Origin of the sequence: Paratractidigestivibacter sp. (genome assembly GCF_963660155.1) — a bacterium.
Lineage (GTDB): Bacteria > Actinomycetota > Coriobacteriia > Coriobacteriales > Atopobiaceae > Paratractidigestivibacter.
Genome location: NZ_CAVKWG010000017.1, coordinates 1 through 15,868 on the forward strand (window position 1 = coordinate 1; position 15,868 = coordinate 15,868).

Sequence of the window (15,868 nt, forward strand, 5' to 3'; positions counted from 1 at the left end):
TGCGAAAAGGGGACTGTCCCCAAACCGCAGGCCGCCTGCCCTGAGCCGCAGCGTCGACCCGCGACCATCTCAAGCGCTATTATGGCTAGGTCGAAAGGAACCATATGCCCGCCAACGCCCCGCTCCTCGCCGCATATCTCGCCGTCGGCCCCGACGAGCTCAAGAGAAAAGAGGCGCTCACTCGCCTGAAGGCGCGCGTGGCAGGTCCTTTTGAGGCATTTAACCATGAGGAGATCCAGGTCGCCCCCGACCTTGAGCCACAGCAGGTCACCGCTTCCCTGAACACGTTGCCCATGGGCGCCGATACCCGCATCGTCGTCATCGAGAACGCTGACAAGCTGCCCAGGCCGGTCTCGGAGGCTATCATCGCCTATTTGCGCGATCCTAACCCTGCCTGCACGCTCTGCCTCACGGCCACGACCCTCGCCAAGTCGACGCGTCTCTACAAGGCCGTCGCGAAGGTTGGGCCCAAGGCGATCATCGATTGCGCTGCCAAGAAGGGCAGAGAGCTCGGCCCCTATGTGCAGAAGCTCGCGCGAGCCCACAGCCTGACCATCTCACCCGATGCCGCGACGGAGCTTGTCGCCCGCGTCGGCGAGTCCTCGACCATGTTGGACACGCAGCTCGCGAGCCTGTCCGCGCTTCTCGGCGGGGGAGGAAATGTGACCATCGACCTCATCGAGGCCAACGTCGCGCGCATCGTCGAGGTGAAGCCTTGGGAATTTCTCGATCGCCTCTCGCAGCGAGACCTCAATCGCAGCCTTCAACTGCTCCGTCTTCTGGGCGACGGTTCGCCCATCGGCCTCGTCTCGCTCATAACGGGCCGTGTCCGGGAGCTCATCTGCGCCCAAAGCCTTGCCGCCCGCGGCGAATCCGGCCGCCTTGCATCCGAGCTCAAGAAGGCCGACTGGCAGGTCCGCAACCTCTTCCGCTGGGCCAACGGCTTCTGTGCCGGCGAGCTCGAGCACCTCTTGGCCCTTTGCGCTCAAACCGACGCCTCCCTAAAATCCGGCGCCGACCCTACCTCCGCCCTCACCACCCTAGTCATGGGTTTTGCGAAGCACGCCTAAACGCTTTGCGAAGTCCGTCTAAACGCTTCGCGAAGCAAAGCAACACATTTTATTCCCCTTGCCCAACAGCTTCCAGCAAGTAGCTTCTTTTGGTTTTCGTGCTCTCGGTATCCACCGGGGCCCTTTTGCTATGCGCGCCCCCGGCGCCGCAGCGGGTTTGAAATGAGTTCCGCATGAGCCGAACGTGACTAAATGTCACGTTCGTGCGAAGAGGACTGTCCGAAATTTCAAACCCGCTGCGGCGCCGGGCGCGCGCATAGCAAAAGGGTCCCGGGCAGCACCCCGGGACCCTTAGCACGTTCTTTGTGGAAGAAGCTACTTGATGGTGTTGACGAGCTTCTGGACGCCGGACTTGCGCTGGGCAGCCTGGTTCTTGTGGATGATGCCCTTGGAAGCGGCCTTGTCGAGGAGCTTGCCGGCCTTGTTGGCGGCAGCCTGAGCGGTCTCGACGTCCTCGGCCTCAACGGCGGTGCGGACAGCCTTGACGGCGGTCTTGAGCTCGGAGCGGACTGCGCGGTTGCGAACGCGAGCCTTCTCGGCAGTGATGATGCGCTTCTTCTGCGACTTGATGTTAGCCACGTGCGGTTCCTTTCGATTCCAAATACATGAGCCCTCTTGCGGAACCGATTGTGGGGTTTGTCGGCTCCTGACACGGCGAGGTCAACTTCGCGAGTATAGCATGATGGCCTCGATTTCGCTATGATTCATCCCATGACTACTTTTGATACCTCACATATTCGCAACTTCTCTATTGTCGCGCACATCGACCATGGCAAGTCGACCATCTCGGATCGCATCCTTGAGCTCACCCACACGGTGGAGGAGCGCGACATGGAGGCTCAGCTGCTCGATACGATGGACATCGAGCGCGAGCGCGGCATCACCATCAAATCGAACGCCGTGCGCGTGGCCTATGACGCCGACGACGGCGAGACCTACCAGTTCAACCTCATCGACACCCCGGGCCACGTCGACTTTACCTACGAGGTCAGCCGCTCGCTCGCCGCGTGCGAGGGCGCCGTCCTCGTGGTCGACGCGACGCAGGGAGTTGAGGCGCAGACCGTCTCGAACGCGACGCTCGCCATGAACGCCGACCTCGACATCGTGCCCGCCATCAACAAGATCGACCTGCCCTCGGCCCATCCCGACGAGGTCAAGGACGAGATCGAGGAGGAGCTCGCCATCCCGGCCGACGACGCCGTGTGCGTCTCCGGCAAGACGGGCGAGGGCATCCACGATCTGCTCGAGGCCATCGTCTTTCTTGTCTCGCCGCCTGCAGGCGATGCGAAGGCGCCGCTCAAGGCCCTGATCCTGGACTCCTACTTCGACGAGTACCGCGGCGTTGTCGCCACGGTGCGCATCTTCGACGGCTCCATCAAGAAGGGGCAGTCGCTGCGCATGATGCAGGCCGACCACGACTTTCTGGTCGACGGCGTGGGCGTCAAGCGCCCTGCCGAGCAGCTCCTCGATGAGCTGGGCGTGGGCGAGGTCGGTTTCGTCGTCACGGGTCTCAAAGACCCCGATGCCGTCCGTGTCGGCGATACCCTCACCTACGCCGACAACCCTACCGCGGAGCCCTTGCCGGGTTATCGCGAGGCAAAGCCGATGGTCTTCACGGGGCTTTTCCCCATCGACAACAAGGACTATGAGAACCTGCGCGACGCCCTCGACAAGCTGCACGTCAACGACCCGTCGCTGACGTGGGAGCCCGAGACGTCGGTGGCGCTGGGCTTCGGTTTCCGGGTCGGCTTCCTCGGCCTGCTGCACATGGAGGTCGTCAAGGAGCGCCTCGAGCGCGAGTTCAACCTCTCGCTTATCGCCACGTCGCCCTCGGTGGACTACCATGTCTACAAGACCGACGGCACCATGATCGAGGTCCGCAGCCCTCAGGACCTGCCGGACGTCACGCGCATCGAACGCATCGAGGAGCCTTATCTCAACGCCAAGGTCATCGTGCCGCCTGAGTTCACGGGCGCCGTCATGCAGCTCGGTATCGAGCACCGCGGCGAGATGCGCGACATGGTCTACCTCACCGAGAAGTCCGTCGAGATGCACTTCGACGTGCCGCTCGCCGAGCTGATCCTCGACTTCTTCGACCAGCTCAAGAGCCGCACCAAGGGATATGCGTCCCTGGACTACGAATTCTCCGAGTATCGCGCGAGCGACCTTGTCAAGCTCGACATCCTGCTCTCCGGCGACGAGGTGGACGCGCTGTCGTTCATCGTTCATAAGGACAAGGCCTATAACCTCGCGCGCGGTCTCTGCGACAAGCTCAAGGAGATTATCCCGCGCCAGCAGTTCGAGGTGCCTATCCAGGGCGCCATCGGCAACAAGATTATCTCCCGCTCCACGGTCAAGGCGGTGCGCAAGGACGTCCTGGCCAAATGCTACGGCGGCGACGTCTCACGTAAGCGCAAGCTGCTCGAGAAGCAGAAGGAGGGCAAGAAGCGCATGAAGGCGATCGGCTCCGTCGAGGTGCCGCAAGAGGCCTTCCTCGCGGTCCTCAAGGTGGACGACGAGTAATGGGAGACGCTTTGCACAAGGATTGTTGCAAGCCTACCGACGTCCTGGCCGAGTTCGGTCCGGGCGTCGGTCTTTGTGGGGAGCTTCGGGTGTTCGCCGGTGGCGAGAGGAATGTGCCGCTAGCTGAGCGCCTTGCGAACAACCCGCTGCTCATGGCCCCTATGGCCGGCGTGACCGATTCGGCGTACCGCATGATGGCGCGCGCCGCCGGGGCCGACTTGGCCTACTCTGAGATGGTCTCTTGCGCAGGGCTGCACTACGGCGGCAACGGCAGCTGGGAACTCACGGAGTGCGCCGAGGGGGAGCCCGACCTCGCTGTGCAGCTCTTTGGGAGCAAGCCTGAGCTCTTTGCCGAGGCGGCTACCGGCGTGGCCGAGCACTTGGGCGACAAGCTCGCGCTTATCGACATCAATATGGCGTGCCCCGTGCCCAAGGTGACCAAGAAAGGCGAGGGTGCGGCGCTTATGGAGACCCCTGAGGTCGCGGAATCCCTCGTGAGGGCGTCAGTCGGCGCGCTCCAGGGCACCGGCGTGCCCGTTACCGTCAAGATTCGCCGCGGTCGAAGGGACGGGGCCGAGGTCGCGCCCGAGTTCGCAAAGCGCATGGAGGCTGCCGGAGCGCAGGCGGTCGCTGTGCATGGGCGCTACGCCACGCAGTTCTACACAGGGTGCTCTGACCGGGGGGTCGTTGAGCGCGTCGTCGAGGCGGTCGGCATCCCGGTCATCGGTTCCGGCGACGTGAGGAGCGCCGCCGACGCCGTGGGGATGCTCACCGAGACCGGTGCCACGGCCGTCATGGTGGCCCGAGGCAGCTACGGCAACCCGTGGATCTTCGCACAGGCCAAGCAGATTCTCGCAGGCCTCGAGCCCGAGCCCGTGAGCCTGGTGCGGCGCGTCGAGGCATTCGAGTGCCACATGCGGATGCTCGCCGCGACGGGCGCGCATCTGAAGCGCGGACGGAGCCTGGCCACGTGGTTCTTGCGCGGGATGCCCGAGGCAGCGTATTGGCGCGGGCGCGCGAACGAGTGCGCGACGCTCGAGGAATTCCTCGCGGTGAGCGCGGAGCTCAAGGGCGCTATGGCCGAGGCCGAGATTCATGACTAGCGAGAATTGGGGCGCCCGCCTGCACCAGGCCGGCGCCTATTCCTTATACCTGCACGTTCCGTTCTGTGCCCAGAAGTGCGCCTATTGCGACTTCGCGTCCTGGGCCACCGGAAGGCACGACCCGCTGATAGCGCGCTACGCCTCCGCTCTGTGCTCGCAGATCGATGAGGCGCGCGAGCTCGGGTTGCTCGGGGACGTGCGGACGGCATATATCGGGGGCGGGACGCCGACGATGCTCGGAGCAGGTTCCTTGGGCAGGCTCGTCTCGGCGGCATCGGGGCTCGGAGTGGGTGAGCTCAGTTGCGAGGCGAACCCCGATTCGTTGAGCGATGAGGTTTTAACGTGCATGGTCGATGGAGGCGCGACTCGCGTCTCCATCGGTGTGCAGAGCCTCGACGACTCGGAGCTCAAGGTGCTGGGGAGGCTTCACGATGCGGCTCTTGCCAAGAAACGCGTGCGCGCCGCTGTGGCATCGGGACTTGATGTGTCGTGCGATTTAATGTGCGCGCTGCCCGGGCAGACGGATGTCTCTTGGGCAGCGACGCTCGATGAGTTTTTAGCCCTCGGTGCAGGCCATGTGAGCGTGTATCCCTTGATGATCGAGGAGGGGACCGCCTTCGACAAGCTTTACGGCGATGAGGATTGCGATTGGAACTCCGACGAGGTGCAGGCCCGCCGAATGCAAATGGCTCAAGCTGAGCTTGAGGGTCAAAACCTCAATCGATATGAGGTAGCTAGCTACGCAAAGCCAAACTGCCGTTGCTTGCACAACATCGCGTATTGGACAGGAAGACCTTATTTAGGCCTCGGAACAAAAGCCTCGAGTATGCTTACCCTCGAGGGCTACATTAGGCTTTTAAAGACGGCGTGCAATCTCCCTCCTGCACCTTCCGACACCGCCCGTGTCCGCTTGCGCGCGCTAAACGGGCGAGACGAGATCGCGGCCGACCCTCGCCTCGAATCTCTTCGCTTCAGCATAGAGTTTCTAACCGAAGGGCAGGCGGCGGCCGAGGACCTCATGCTCGGTGCGCGTCTTGCCGAGGGGTTGCACCCCTCGCTCATCGACCACGCGCGCGCTGTCTTGCCTCCAGGGTCGCTCGATGCCTGTTTGGACGGGCTTATTGCCGACGGGTACATCAAATTCGTAAACGGCAGTTACTCGCCTACTGAGCGCGGGTGGCTTCTTGGCAACGAGCTCTACGGACGTTTGTGGGACCTTGCCCCGGGCGATGTTCTTGAAGTCTGACGGCCCGTGCGGGGCGGTCCCGCTTGCATAAATCTCAAGCGTGGCGCATTATTTCGGCAATTACCCACATCTGGACGGGGGAGAGGCATGCCGGGTAAGCGCGAGGGCGTCATCAGCTGGGACGAGTTCTTCATGAAGGTCGCCGTGGCGGCGAAGCTCCGCAGCAAGGACCCGCGCACACAGGTCGGCGCCTGCATCGCCGATCACGATCACCGCATCCTCTCGGTCGGCTACAACGGAACGCCCGCCGGCATAGACGACGACGAGTTCCCGTGGGGGTCCACCGGCGACCCCCTCACCGACAAGCACAACTATGTGATCCACGCCGAGGCCAATGCCATCCTCAACTACCGCGGCTCCAACAAGGACCTTTCCGGCGCGACCATCTACGTCACCCTTTTCCCGTGCCACGAGTGCGCCAAGACCCTCGTGCAGGCGGGGATCGGCGAGGTCGTCTACCTCGATGACAAGTACCACGACACCGAGGACGGCCTTATCTCCCGCTCGATCCTGGACCGTTGTGGCATTCGGTATCGTCAGGTCTGCGTGGATGTGGAGGGGTAGTTTCCCGCGCGAGTTTGGGACCCGCCAAAGCTGGATATACTAAAAGCTGTTGACTATTTGCCCCTATATCAGCAGGAGCCAGCCTTATGGCCTCAATGAACGAAAAGGACTACTACGAGATTCTCGGCGTCGACAAGGACGCGACCACCGAGCAGATCCGCAAGGCATTCCAGCAAAAGGCGCGCAAGCTTCACCCCGACGTGAACAAGGAGCCGGACGCCGAGGACCGCTTCAAAGAGGTCTCCGAGGCCTACGCCGTGCTCTCCGACGCCGATAAGCGCAAACGCTACGACGCGATGCGGTCGGGCAACCCCTTTGCCGGGGCTTCCTCCGGCTCTCCTTCCGGATACGGCTACGGCGACCCCTTCGGCGGCGCCGGCCCCTTCGGTTGGGGCCCCTTCGGCGCGGGCTACAACACGGGCGCAGGCAGAAGCGCCCGCGCCCGCGCTTACCGGCCGTGCGCAGGCAAGGACGTCGTCTTCGAGGTCAGCGTCTCCGCCGAAAAGGCCAAGGAGGGCTGCAGCCGCGGTATCACCTACCAGCGCTACGTCTCGTGCGAGGCCTGCCACGGCCAGGGCTCGGTCCAGGCCGAGCACTCGGAGACCTGCCCTACCTGCTCCGGTTCGGGGCGCATCGAGGTCGACCTCAGCGGTATCTTCGGCGTCGGCGTCATGACCATGGAGTGCCCCGAGTGCGAGGGTGCCGGCAAGGTCGTCGTCGACCCGTGCTCGGCGTGCGGCGGCTCCGGCCGCGTGCTCTCCGCGAGCGAGATCGTCATCAGCGTGCCCGCGGGCAGCCACGACGGCGACGAGGTGCGCCGGGAGGGCATGGGCAACGCCGGCACGAACGGCGAGGCCGCAGGCGATTTCGTCGCCCGCGTGACGGTTCCCGAAGAGCGCCTGAGCGCTCGCGCCACCAGGGGTTTTTACCTGTTCGGCTTCGCCCTGCCCTTCCTTGTGTGCGGCTTTTTCGCCGGAACCTTGGGAACGGTCGCCGCCTTCGTTGCCGTCCTGATGGCCCTTGGCCTCTTCATGGGGTTCCGCGAGGGTGTCCGCAAATCGGGCCGTTGGTGGCGACACGTGGCCGAGGCGGTTGGCAACGGCATAAGCTCCGGCCTCATCCTCGCGCTCTTCTTTACCGCCCTGACTTCTTGTACAGTCGGGCTCGGGCGGTCCGGCTATATGGGGCCTTATGGTGCCGGCGGCATCAGGGGTTAAGTATTTCTTCACAGCTTACCTGCGGTTTATTTGTTTGGCACGAGTTGGTTGGGATTGGTGAGATTGGAACCGAAGAGGGATTACTACGAGGTGCTCGGCGTCGATAAGGACGCCGACGCGAGGACCATCAAGCGCGCGTTCCTCAAGCTGGCGCGGACGCTCCACCCGGACGTGAACAAGGAGCCCGACGCTGAGGAGAAGTTCAAGGAGGTCAACGAGGCCTACTCCGTCCTCTCCGATGATCAGAAGCGCGCTAACTACGACCGCTACGGCGACCCGAACGGCCCCGCGGGCTTCGGTTCCGACTACGTCGACGTCTCCGATATCTTCGGCGGCTCGGGCTTCGGCTTCGGCGACATCTTCGACTCCTTCTTCGGCGGCGGGCGCGGCGGCGCCGGTGCCCAGGCGCGCACGCGTGGCCGCGACATGGGTATCCACCTGCAGATAACCCTCGAGGAAGCCGCCGCCGGCTGCGCCAAGACCCTGAGCTACGAGCGTCTTGCGCCCTGCGACGACTGCAACGGCACCGGCGCCGCGGTCGGCGGGCGCATGCAGACCTGCTCGCGGTGCCACGGCACCGGGCGCGTCGTCGAGGTCCAGCGCACCATCTTCGGCCAGATGCAGACCCAGTCGGCCTGCCCCGACTGCGGGGGCTCCGGCCAGGTCATCGACCACCCGTGCGAGACCTGCGATGGCCAGGGCAGGACGCCTTCCCGCGAGAAGGTCGAGGTCAAGATTCCCGCGGGCATCCATTCCGGCCAGAGCGTCAAGGTCGAGGGCAAGGGCGAGGCGGGCCTTCGCGGCGAGGTCTCCGGCGACCTTGTCGTGAGCGTCGAGATCAAGCCTTCCGAGCGCTTCGAGCGCCAGGGCGACGACCTCTACTGCACCGTCAAGGTCGATTCCCTGCAGGCGATCCTCGGCACCAAGGTCGTGCTCGACGGCATCCTCGAGGGCGAGAAGGCCGAGGTCGAGATCCCTGCCGGCTGCCAGTTCGGCCAGCAAGTCGTCATTGAGCGCCGCGGCATGCCCCGCATGGGCATGATCGCCCGCGGCAACCTCGTTGCCGTGGTCCAGGTGGAGACCCCGACCGACCTCACAAAGGCGCAGCTTCTCTCCATCAGCGCCATTGAGGCTGAGCGCTCGCTCGGGTCAGCTGCCGCCCCTGAGGCAAGCGAGGAGGGCGGCGCCGACGACAAGTGGCGCGCCCCCAAGAACCCGTTCAAGGGCAAAAAGAAGTGAGTTGCCGCGCCGGGTTGGCGAACGTTGCGCTCGTGAACCTCGGGTGCCGCGTCAACCGAGTCGAGCTCGATTCGATTGCCAATAAACTTGAGGCCGCTGGATATGTTCTCACCGGCGACGCCGAGGCCGACGTCATCGTGATAAACACGTGCGCCGTGACGGGCGAGGCCGAGGCCAAGACGCGCAAGGCGATTCGCCATGCCGCCTCGAGGCCTCGCTCGCCGCTCGTGGTGGTCACCGGCTGCGTGGCCTCGCTCTTTTCCGACGAGCTCGCGGCTCTTGCCGATAACGTTGAGGTCGTTGCGAATAAACGCGAGGTCGCGGACTATGTGATCGGCCGGTTCGGGTCATATGAGGCCGAGCCTGCGGCGGCGACCGATGTGCACTTGACGGTGACGCCGACGGGCCGGACGCGTCCCGGCGTCCAGGTCCAGGACGGCTGCGACAACCGCTGCACGTACTGCATCATATGGAAGGCGCGTGGCGCTGCCCGCTCCTTCGACCCCGCGGGCATTATCGACGAGGTCCGGGCGGCCATGGCGCGCGGCGCCCACGAGGTCGTGCTCACCGGCATCAACCTCGGCGATTATCGCTGGGCCGTCGATGGGGGAGAGATGAGGCTCCCCGGCCTCATCGACCATGTGCTTGCGCAGACGGGCGTCGAGCGCCTGCGCCTGTCTTCCATCGAGCCACCCGACGTAGACGGCGAGCTGCTTCGTGCCATGGCGGCGGCCGGCAGCCGCGTGGCCCCGTTCCTGCACATTTGCCTGCAGTCCGGTTGCGACGAGACGCTGCGCCGCATGGCCCGCGTCTACCGCACCGACCTGTTCGCCCGTGCCTGCGAGCAGGCCCGCGGCACGCTTCCCAACGTGGCGCTCGGCACGGACCTCATCGTCGGCTTCCCCGGCGAGACGGACGAGCAGTTCGAGGAATCGCTCGCGTTCTGCGAGCACATGCGTTTTGCCAAGATGCACATCTTCCGCTACTCGAGGCGCCCCGGGACCCCGGCCGCGGGCTGGGATTGCCAGGTCGACTCCAAGGTGATGGCCGAGCGCTCCCGCCGGGCCCATGAGCTTGCCGATCGGATGCGCATCGAGGAGGCTAGCCGGCTCGTCGGTACCGATGACCTGGTACTTGTTCAATATCCGGGCCGCGGTGTCTCCGGCGGGCTCTTCGATGTGGAGGTCGATCCCTCGGTTGCCGTAGACACGCTCTTGCCCGTGCGCCTCACCGATATGCGCGACGACGGCACGCTGAGAGCGGCCGCGCTTTAGGCGGGCGGCTGCAGTTGGGGACAGACACCTTTTGACTGCAATTTGGGGACAGACACCTTTTCGCACACGAACCTCAATTTCGGCGGGTTGGCCCAAAGATTCGGTTACTGCAATTTGGGGACAGACACCTTTTCGCACACGAACCTCAATTTCGGCGGGTTGGCCCAAAGATTCGGTTACTGCAATTTGGGGACAGACACCTTTTCGCACACGAACCTCAATTTCGGCGGGTTGGCCCAAAGATTCGGTTACTGCAATTTGGGGACAGACACCTTTTCGCACACGAACCTCAATTTCGGCGGGTTGGCCCAAAGATTCGGTTACGAGCTTGCAACCGCGACGCGTGTGCGAAAAGGTGTCTGTCCCCAAACTGCAGTCAGGTTCGTGTGCGAAAAGGTGTCTGTCCCCAAACTGCAGTCGCGAGGACTAGAACTGGAGCGCCATCTGGAGCTCGTTCACGGCCTCGACCGTCGTCTTCTTGCGCTTCTTCTTGGCCGGCTTGGGTTTCGGCTGCTCGGCGGCGAAGGCCTTGCCCTCGGCGAAGTAGCGGTTGTAAACGCCGTCGATGACGGTCGAGACGAGGTCGAGCGACTCGGCGGCGGTGACGGCCTCGGCGAGCTTCGGGTCGCAGCAGGTGGCCACGCCCTCCTCGGTGAGCCTGCCGGTCTCGTCTGAGAAGGCCTGGATCCACGTTGCGATCTGGGCGGACATGGTCGTGTTGTTCGCCTCGGCGATTCTGCGAAGGCGCTCGTGCTCCTCGTCCGAGAGCCAGAAGGCCATGCGGTGGCGTCCCTCGGGGTTGTATTGCTTGGTGCCCATAAGCACGTCCTTTCACCTGCGAAAATATATGAATTGCAGCATTGCTTGGCACAAGTATAGCGCATCGATTCCCGGGGTTGTGGCAACACTTGCACAAACGACAGATCGCCCGCTCCGGGCCCCGCCCGCGCCGACGCCCATAACCTCCGTTGCTCGAAACCGCAGCTCGTGGGCCTTGCGCTTACGTTAAGATGTGTTTAGAAAAAGGCGGGCTAGGCCCCGCGAACCCAAACACCTCTGGAGGAGCATGGAGCCCACGCACGTCCGTCTCACCATTCCCGATTCCATAGACCCGACCGAGCTTATGGGCCCCGCCGACTCGTTGCTCCGCCGAATCGAGGCCGCCTTCGACTGCATGGTCTCGGTGCGCGGCAACCACATCTCGCTCGCGGGTGCTCCCGACGAGGTGGAGCTCGCGACCAGCGTCTTCTCGCGTCTGATCCGCGTCGTGGACGCCGGCGAGGGCCTCACCACCGACGACGTCGACCAGCTCATCGACCGCGTGCGCCACGGGGCCTCGCGCATGGATGTGCTTGCCGAGGACGTGCTGCTCACCTACCGCGGGCGTGCCCTGCGCCCCAAGACCGCGGGCCAGAAGCGCTACGTCGACTCAATCCGCCGTAACACCATCACCTTCGGCATCGGCCCCGCCGGCACGGGCAAGACCTACCTCGCCATGGCCATGGCCGTGGCCGCGCTCAAGCGCAAGGAGGTCGGGCGCATCGTGCTCGCGCGCCCCGTCGTCGAGGCGGGGGAGTCGCTCGGATTTCTGCCCGGCACCCTCCAGGAAAAGCTCGACCCCTACGTGCGCCCGCTTTACGACGCGCTCTTCGACATGACGGACATGGAGCGCGGCAACTCCCTCATTGAGCAGGGCGTCATTGAGATTGCTCCGCTGGCCTTCATGCGCGGGCGCACCATGAACGATGCCTTCGTCATCCTCGATGAGGCCCAAAACACCACGCCCGAGCAGATGAAGATGTTCCTCACGCGCCTCGGCTTCAACTCCAAGTTCGTCGTCACCGGCGACGCTTCCCAGAAGGACCTCAAAGGCGCCTCCGGCCTCGACCACGCGCGTCGGGTCTTGGCCGATGTCGACGACATCGAGTTCGTCGACCTCGACCGCAACGACATCGTGCGCCATACGCTCGTTGCCCGCATCGTCGACGCCTATAACGACGACGCGGAGTCGCGAGCCAGAAAGGAAACCCCCAATGCCTAGCTCATGCGACATCTCTAACGACGATGAGCTTGTCTTCCCATTGAATGAAGACCAGGTCAAGACGCTTGTCGACGCAGTGCTCGCCCACGAGGGCGTTGAGCGCGAGTGCTACGTCTCCGTCTCCATCGTCTCCGACGAGGACATTGCCGAGACGAACGCCGAGTGGCGCGGCGTCGAGGCCCCGACCGACGTCGTGAGTCTTGAGTGCGAGCGGCCCGACGACCCTGACCTCGCCGACGGCGAGCCCTGTGAGCTCGGCGACATCGTCCTCGCGCCGGCCTACATCGAGGCCCAGGCGTCCCGCTTCGGCACAACCTTCGCCGACGAGTGCAGGCTGCTTCTCGTCCACGGGGTGCTTCACCTGCTCGGTCACGACCACTTGGACGACGAGTCCGCCGAGGCCATGGAGGCGCTTGAGGACCAGATCCTCTCTTCCGCAGAAAACGACGGCACGCTCGGTCACGTGGTCATCACTCGCCACCGCACGGAGGAGGAGCCATGATCCCCGGTTCTAAAAGCGACCACCCGAGTTTTCGCAAGAGCTTCGGCTTCGCCTTGCAGGGGTTCCGCTTCGCCGTCGCCACCGAGCGCAATATCAAGGTCATGCTCTGCGGCGGCGCGTTCGCGGTTCTCATGGGACTTATCCTGCAGCTAGACCTGGTGAGCTGGGCGATCATCCTGCTTAGCTGCGGAGTCGTCCTCGCCGCCGAGCTCGTGAACACCGCCATCGAGACGGTCGTGGACCTCGTGAGCCCCGAGTATCACCCGCTTGCCGGCCACGCCAAGGATATCGCCGCGGCCGCAGTCTACGTCCTGTCCCTCTTCGTCGCGCTCGTGGGCATCTGCGTCTTCGCGAACGCGATCATTAACAAGTTCTTCTGACCGTAAGTTCTGACGACCGATCGTTAAGGAGCACCTCATATGAGTTCCGAAACCACCGAGCCCACGTTCCACAGCGGCTTCGTCGCCCTCGTCGGGCGACCCAACGCCGGGAAATCCACGCTGCTCAACGCCTGTATGGGCGAGAAGATCGCCATCACGAGCCCCGTTGCGCAGACGACGCGAAAGCGCATGCGCGCCGTTATCAACACGCCGACCTCGCAGCTCGTCATCATCGATACCCCGGGCCTACACAAGCCCAAGGATGCCCTCGGAAGCGAGCTCAACAAGTCCGCTTTGGGCGAGCTCGCCGACGCCGACGTCGTGGCCTTCCTTATCGACGCCACCAAGGCCGTCGGCACCGGCGACGAGTGGGTCGCCAAGCATGTGGCGGCCTCCGACGCAGATTACAAGCTGTTGGTCCTTACCAAGGCCGACATCTCCAAGCCCGAGCAGATGCAGGCGCAGCTCGAGGCCGCGCAGAAGCTCTGCGACTTCGACGACGTCATCGTGACCTCGGCTACCGAGAGCTTCAACGTCGACGGCTTCGTGAGCCTCGTCTCTGAGCACCTGCCCGAAGGCCCGAAGTGGTTCCCCGATGGTATGGACACCGACACGACCGACGAGGAACTCGTCGCCGAGTTCGTGCGCGAGAAGCTCTTCCTCAACCTGCGCCAGGAGCTCCCGCACTCCGTAGGCGTCATGTGCGAGGACGAGATCGAGATCGCTGACGATGGCCATGCTTCCATCGCCTGCACCATCTTGGTCGAGCGCGAGGGCCAGAAAGGCATCGTTGTCGGCAAGGGCGGCTCGATGATCAAGAAGGTGGGCATCGAGGCCCGCCGCGACATCGAGCGCCTGCTCGGGCGCAAGGTCTACCTCGAGCTCAAGGTGCGCGTCGAGCCGCAGTGGCGCCGAAACGCCAACATCATCCAGCGCCTCGGCTACTCCGTCGAGGACGAGTAGGCGAGGAGCTTGGCCGGTCGGCGCACATACCGCTGCCGCGCGATCGTTCTCGACCGGACGAAGCTCGGCGAGACCGACCTGATTCTCACGTTGCTCGCCGATGACGGCCGGCGGCTGCGTGCCGTGGCCAAGGGGGCCAGAAAGCCCGGCGGGAAGCTTGCCGGCAAGGTGCAGCTGTTTTGCGAGTGCGACTTTTTGCTTGCCTGTGGGCGCAGCCTCGACGTGGTGAGCGAGGCGTCGCTCGTGGATGCGCATGCCGGGCTGCGCGGCGACCTCGAGCGCGTGAGCGCCGCCTCCGCGGTTTGCGAGGTGGCGCGCCTTTGTTGCTACGAGGACGCCGAGGACCCGTTTGTCTATGCCATAACGGCGCGGGCACTCTCGACCTGTGAGGAGGCACGCGACCGCTCTCACCTGAACCTTATTGACGCGGCGTATGCTTTTAAGCTGCTCGCGCACTTGGGGTGGCGCCCTGAGCTCGGGTGTTGTGTCGCGTGCGGCGACGAGGCGGCGACCCGCATCTCCTGTGCCGCCGGAGGGGTTCTTTGCGAGAGCTGCGCCAAAGACGTCGCCGGTGCCGAGCCCGTCTCCGCGCCGCAGCTCGCGTGGCTGCGGGCGCTCATCGGGGCCACGTTCGACGACTTGTTGGCGGCGCACGTGGGTGAGGAACTCGCGGTATGGCTGCTCTCGATGGCTCACCGCTGGTGCGCCACGCATCTCGATGCACGCCTGCGGGCGATGGAGTTCGCCATCAGCTGCTGATATAGCTGCAAAAAGGGGACAGTCCCCAAATCGCTGCACATTGGGGACAGTCCCTTTGCGGACAGAAGGGACAGTCCCCGAACGGCAGGTGGTTAGGCGAGAAGCGCCTCGATCTCGCGCGCCAGGCGGGAGACGGGCAGGCCCACCACGCTGAAGTAGTCTCCGCGAATCCCGCGAACGAGCACGCGTCCCTTGCCCTGGATGCCGTAGGCGCCAGCCTTGTCCATGGGCTCGCCGCTCGCTATATAGACATCTATCTGCGCATCGTTCAACGGCCAGAACTCGACGTCGGTCGTCTCGACGAACGAGGCGCGCTTTTTTGCGGCGAGGCCGTCGTCCAGCGCGACGGCGCAGCAGCCGGTCGAGACATGGTGGATGCGGCCCGCGAGCGCCCGCAACATGCGCCGCGCGTCCTCTTCGTCGGCCGGCTTGCCGAGCACGCGGCCCTCGTCGTCCCACACGATGGTGTCCGCCGCGACCAGAAGCCCGTCGGCGTCGACCAGGCCACGCTCTGTGGCCAGAAGGCGACTCGCCTCGGCCTTCTGCTCGGCGAGGCGGCAAACGAGCTCGACGGGAGTCTCACTGGGCTGCGGCGCCTCGTCGATGTCTGCGGGCAGGATGGCGAGCGTATAGCCGAGCTCTTCAAGGAGCTGCCGGCGGCGGGGCGACTGTGAGGCGAGAATCATCGGGGTTTCCTTTCTGCGGGTTTGTCGCACCTAAACATAGCAAAAGGCCCCGCTCGTGATGAGCGGGGCCTTGCGAACCTGCTTTGAGGTTTAGTTCTTGCCTACTCGCACTCGATGGCGGAGACGGGGCAGTTGTCGGCGGCTTCCTGGCAGGCGTCCTCGGCCTCCTCGGGAACCTCCTCGACGGTGGCCTCGGCGACGCCGTCGTCGTTGATGGCAAAAACGTCCGGGCAGGTGCCCTCGCACATACCGCAGCCGATGCAATCCTCGTTGACCGTAGCCTTCATGGTGAATCCTCTCT

At 64.3% G+C, this 15,868-nt stretch carries 17 protein-coding genes; 13 read left to right on the forward strand and 4 right to left on the reverse strand.

Going from position 1 to position 15,868, the window contains the following annotated elements:
* The first annotated feature begins 104 nt into the window (after positions 1–104).
* The gene (gene holA / locus U5709_RS02280; RefSeq protein ID WP_321970961.1) at positions 105–1,070 is read left to right on the forward strand and encodes a DNA polymerase III subunit delta; all 966 of its coding nucleotides are present in this window, start codon (positions 105–107) and stop codon (positions 1,068–1,070) included.
* Between the two features lie 315 nt (positions 1,071–1,385).
* On the opposite strand, the gene rpsT is transcribed toward holA, so the two are convergent.
* On the reverse strand, positions 1,386–1,649 hold the full coding sequence (gene rpsT / locus U5709_RS02285) for a 30S ribosomal protein S20 (protein ID WP_321970960.1): 264 nt from the start codon (positions 1,647–1,649) through the stop codon (positions 1,386–1,388).
* 132 nt (positions 1,650–1,781) lie between these two features.
* On the opposite strand from rpsT, the gene lepA reads away from it, so the two are divergent.
* The 7 genes from lepA to mtaB all read left to right on the forward strand — a co-directional run bounded on the left by lepA (position 1,782) and on the right by mtaB (position 10,236).
* Positions 1,782–3,593 carry a translation elongation factor 4 gene (lepA, locus tag U5709_RS02290; RefSeq protein WP_321972678.1) on the forward strand — a complete coding sequence of 604 codons (1,812 nt, stop codon included), beginning with the start codon at positions 1,782–1,784 and terminating at the stop codon, positions 3,591–3,593.
* Complete coding sequence (locus tag U5709_RS02295) at positions 3,593–4,696, forward strand: tRNA dihydrouridine synthase (protein ID WP_321970958.1); 1,104 nt, start codon at positions 3,593–3,595, stop codon at positions 4,694–4,696. Before lepA ends, U5709_RS02295 begins: the two co-directional genes overlap by 1 nt.
* A complete protein-coding gene (locus U5709_RS02300; protein WP_321970957.1) occupies positions 4,689–5,942 on the forward strand; it encodes a coproporphyrinogen-III oxidase family protein in 1,254 nt (417 codons plus the stop codon). Before U5709_RS02295 ends, U5709_RS02300 begins: the two co-directional genes overlap by 8 nt.
* An 87-nt stretch (positions 5,943–6,029) precedes the next feature.
* A complete protein-coding gene (locus U5709_RS02305) occupies positions 6,030–6,506 on the forward strand; it encodes a dCMP deaminase family protein (RefSeq protein ID WP_321970956.1) in 477 nt (158 codons plus the stop codon).
* Positions 6,507–6,592: 86 nt separating this feature from the next.
* Entirely contained in the window at positions 6,593–7,723 is a 1,131-nt protein-coding gene (locus U5709_RS02310; protein ID WP_321970955.1) for a DnaJ domain-containing protein, read from the forward strand.
* Positions 7,724–7,786: 63 nt separating this feature from the next.
* Entirely contained in the window at positions 7,787–8,962 is a 1,176-nt protein-coding gene (dnaJ, locus tag U5709_RS02315) for a molecular chaperone DnaJ (RefSeq protein ID WP_321970954.1), read from the forward strand.
* Positions 8,959–10,236 carry a tRNA (N(6)-L-threonylcarbamoyladenosine(37)-C(2))-methylthiotransferase MtaB gene (gene mtaB, locus U5709_RS02320; RefSeq protein ID WP_321972679.1) on the forward strand — a complete coding sequence of 426 codons (1,278 nt, stop codon included), beginning with the start codon at positions 8,959–8,961 and terminating at the stop codon, positions 10,234–10,236. The genes dnaJ and mtaB overlap by 4 nt, the downstream gene beginning before the upstream one ends.
* A 426-nt stretch (positions 10,237–10,662) precedes the next feature.
* Here the strand turns inward: mtaB and U5709_RS02325 are convergent, their stop codons facing one another.
* Positions 10,663–11,055 (reverse strand): hypothetical protein, encoded by a 393-nt coding sequence (locus tag U5709_RS02325; protein WP_321972680.1) that lies wholly within the window; start codon positions 11,053–11,055, stop codon positions 10,663–10,665.
* Between the two features lie 247 nt (positions 11,056–11,302).
* Here U5709_RS02325 and U5709_RS02330 point away from each other — a divergent pair, with 247 nt between their 5' ends.
* Genes U5709_RS02330 through recO form a run of 5 tightly spaced genes read left to right on the forward strand, consistent with a single transcriptional unit; the run spans position 11,303 to position 14,881 of the window.
* Positions 11,303–12,277 carry a PhoH family protein gene (locus U5709_RS02330; protein ID WP_321970951.1) on the forward strand — a complete coding sequence of 325 codons (975 nt, stop codon included), beginning with the start codon at positions 11,303–11,305 and terminating at the stop codon, positions 12,275–12,277.
* On the forward strand, positions 12,270–12,779 hold the full coding sequence (ybeY, locus tag U5709_RS02335; RefSeq protein WP_321970950.1) for an rRNA maturation RNase YbeY: 510 nt from the start codon (positions 12,270–12,272) through the stop codon (positions 12,777–12,779). Before U5709_RS02330 ends, ybeY begins: the two co-directional genes overlap by 8 nt.
* Positions 12,776–13,159, forward strand: coding sequence for a diacylglycerol kinase family protein (locus U5709_RS02340; RefSeq protein WP_321970949.1), 384 nt, complete (start codon positions 12,776–12,778; stop codon positions 13,157–13,159). The genes ybeY and U5709_RS02340 overlap by 4 nt, the downstream gene beginning before the upstream one ends.
* Before the next feature lie 39 nt (positions 13,160–13,198).
* Positions 13,199–14,122: a GTPase Era gene (gene era / locus U5709_RS02345; RefSeq protein ID WP_321970948.1), complete on the forward strand. Its 924-nt coding sequence runs from the start codon at positions 13,199–13,201 to the stop codon at positions 14,120–14,122.
* A gap of 9 nt (positions 14,123–14,131) precedes the next feature.
* Positions 14,132–14,881 carry a DNA repair protein RecO gene (gene recO / locus U5709_RS02350; RefSeq protein ID WP_321972681.1) on the forward strand — a complete coding sequence of 250 codons (750 nt, stop codon included), beginning with the start codon at positions 14,132–14,134 and terminating at the stop codon, positions 14,879–14,881.
* 92 nt (positions 14,882–14,973) lie between these two features.
* On the opposite strand, the gene U5709_RS02355 is transcribed toward recO, so the two are convergent.
* Both U5709_RS02355 and U5709_RS02360 read right to left on the reverse strand, forming a co-directional pair.
* A complete protein-coding gene (locus U5709_RS02355; RefSeq protein WP_321970946.1) occupies positions 14,974–15,567 on the reverse strand; it encodes a Maf family protein in 594 nt (197 codons plus the stop codon).
* A gap of 101 nt (positions 15,568–15,668) precedes the next feature.
* Positions 15,669–15,854: a ferredoxin gene (locus U5709_RS02360; RefSeq protein ID WP_321970945.1), complete on the reverse strand. Its 186-nt coding sequence runs from the start codon at positions 15,852–15,854 to the stop codon at positions 15,669–15,671.
* Positions 15,855–15,868: the final 14 nt, after the last annotated feature.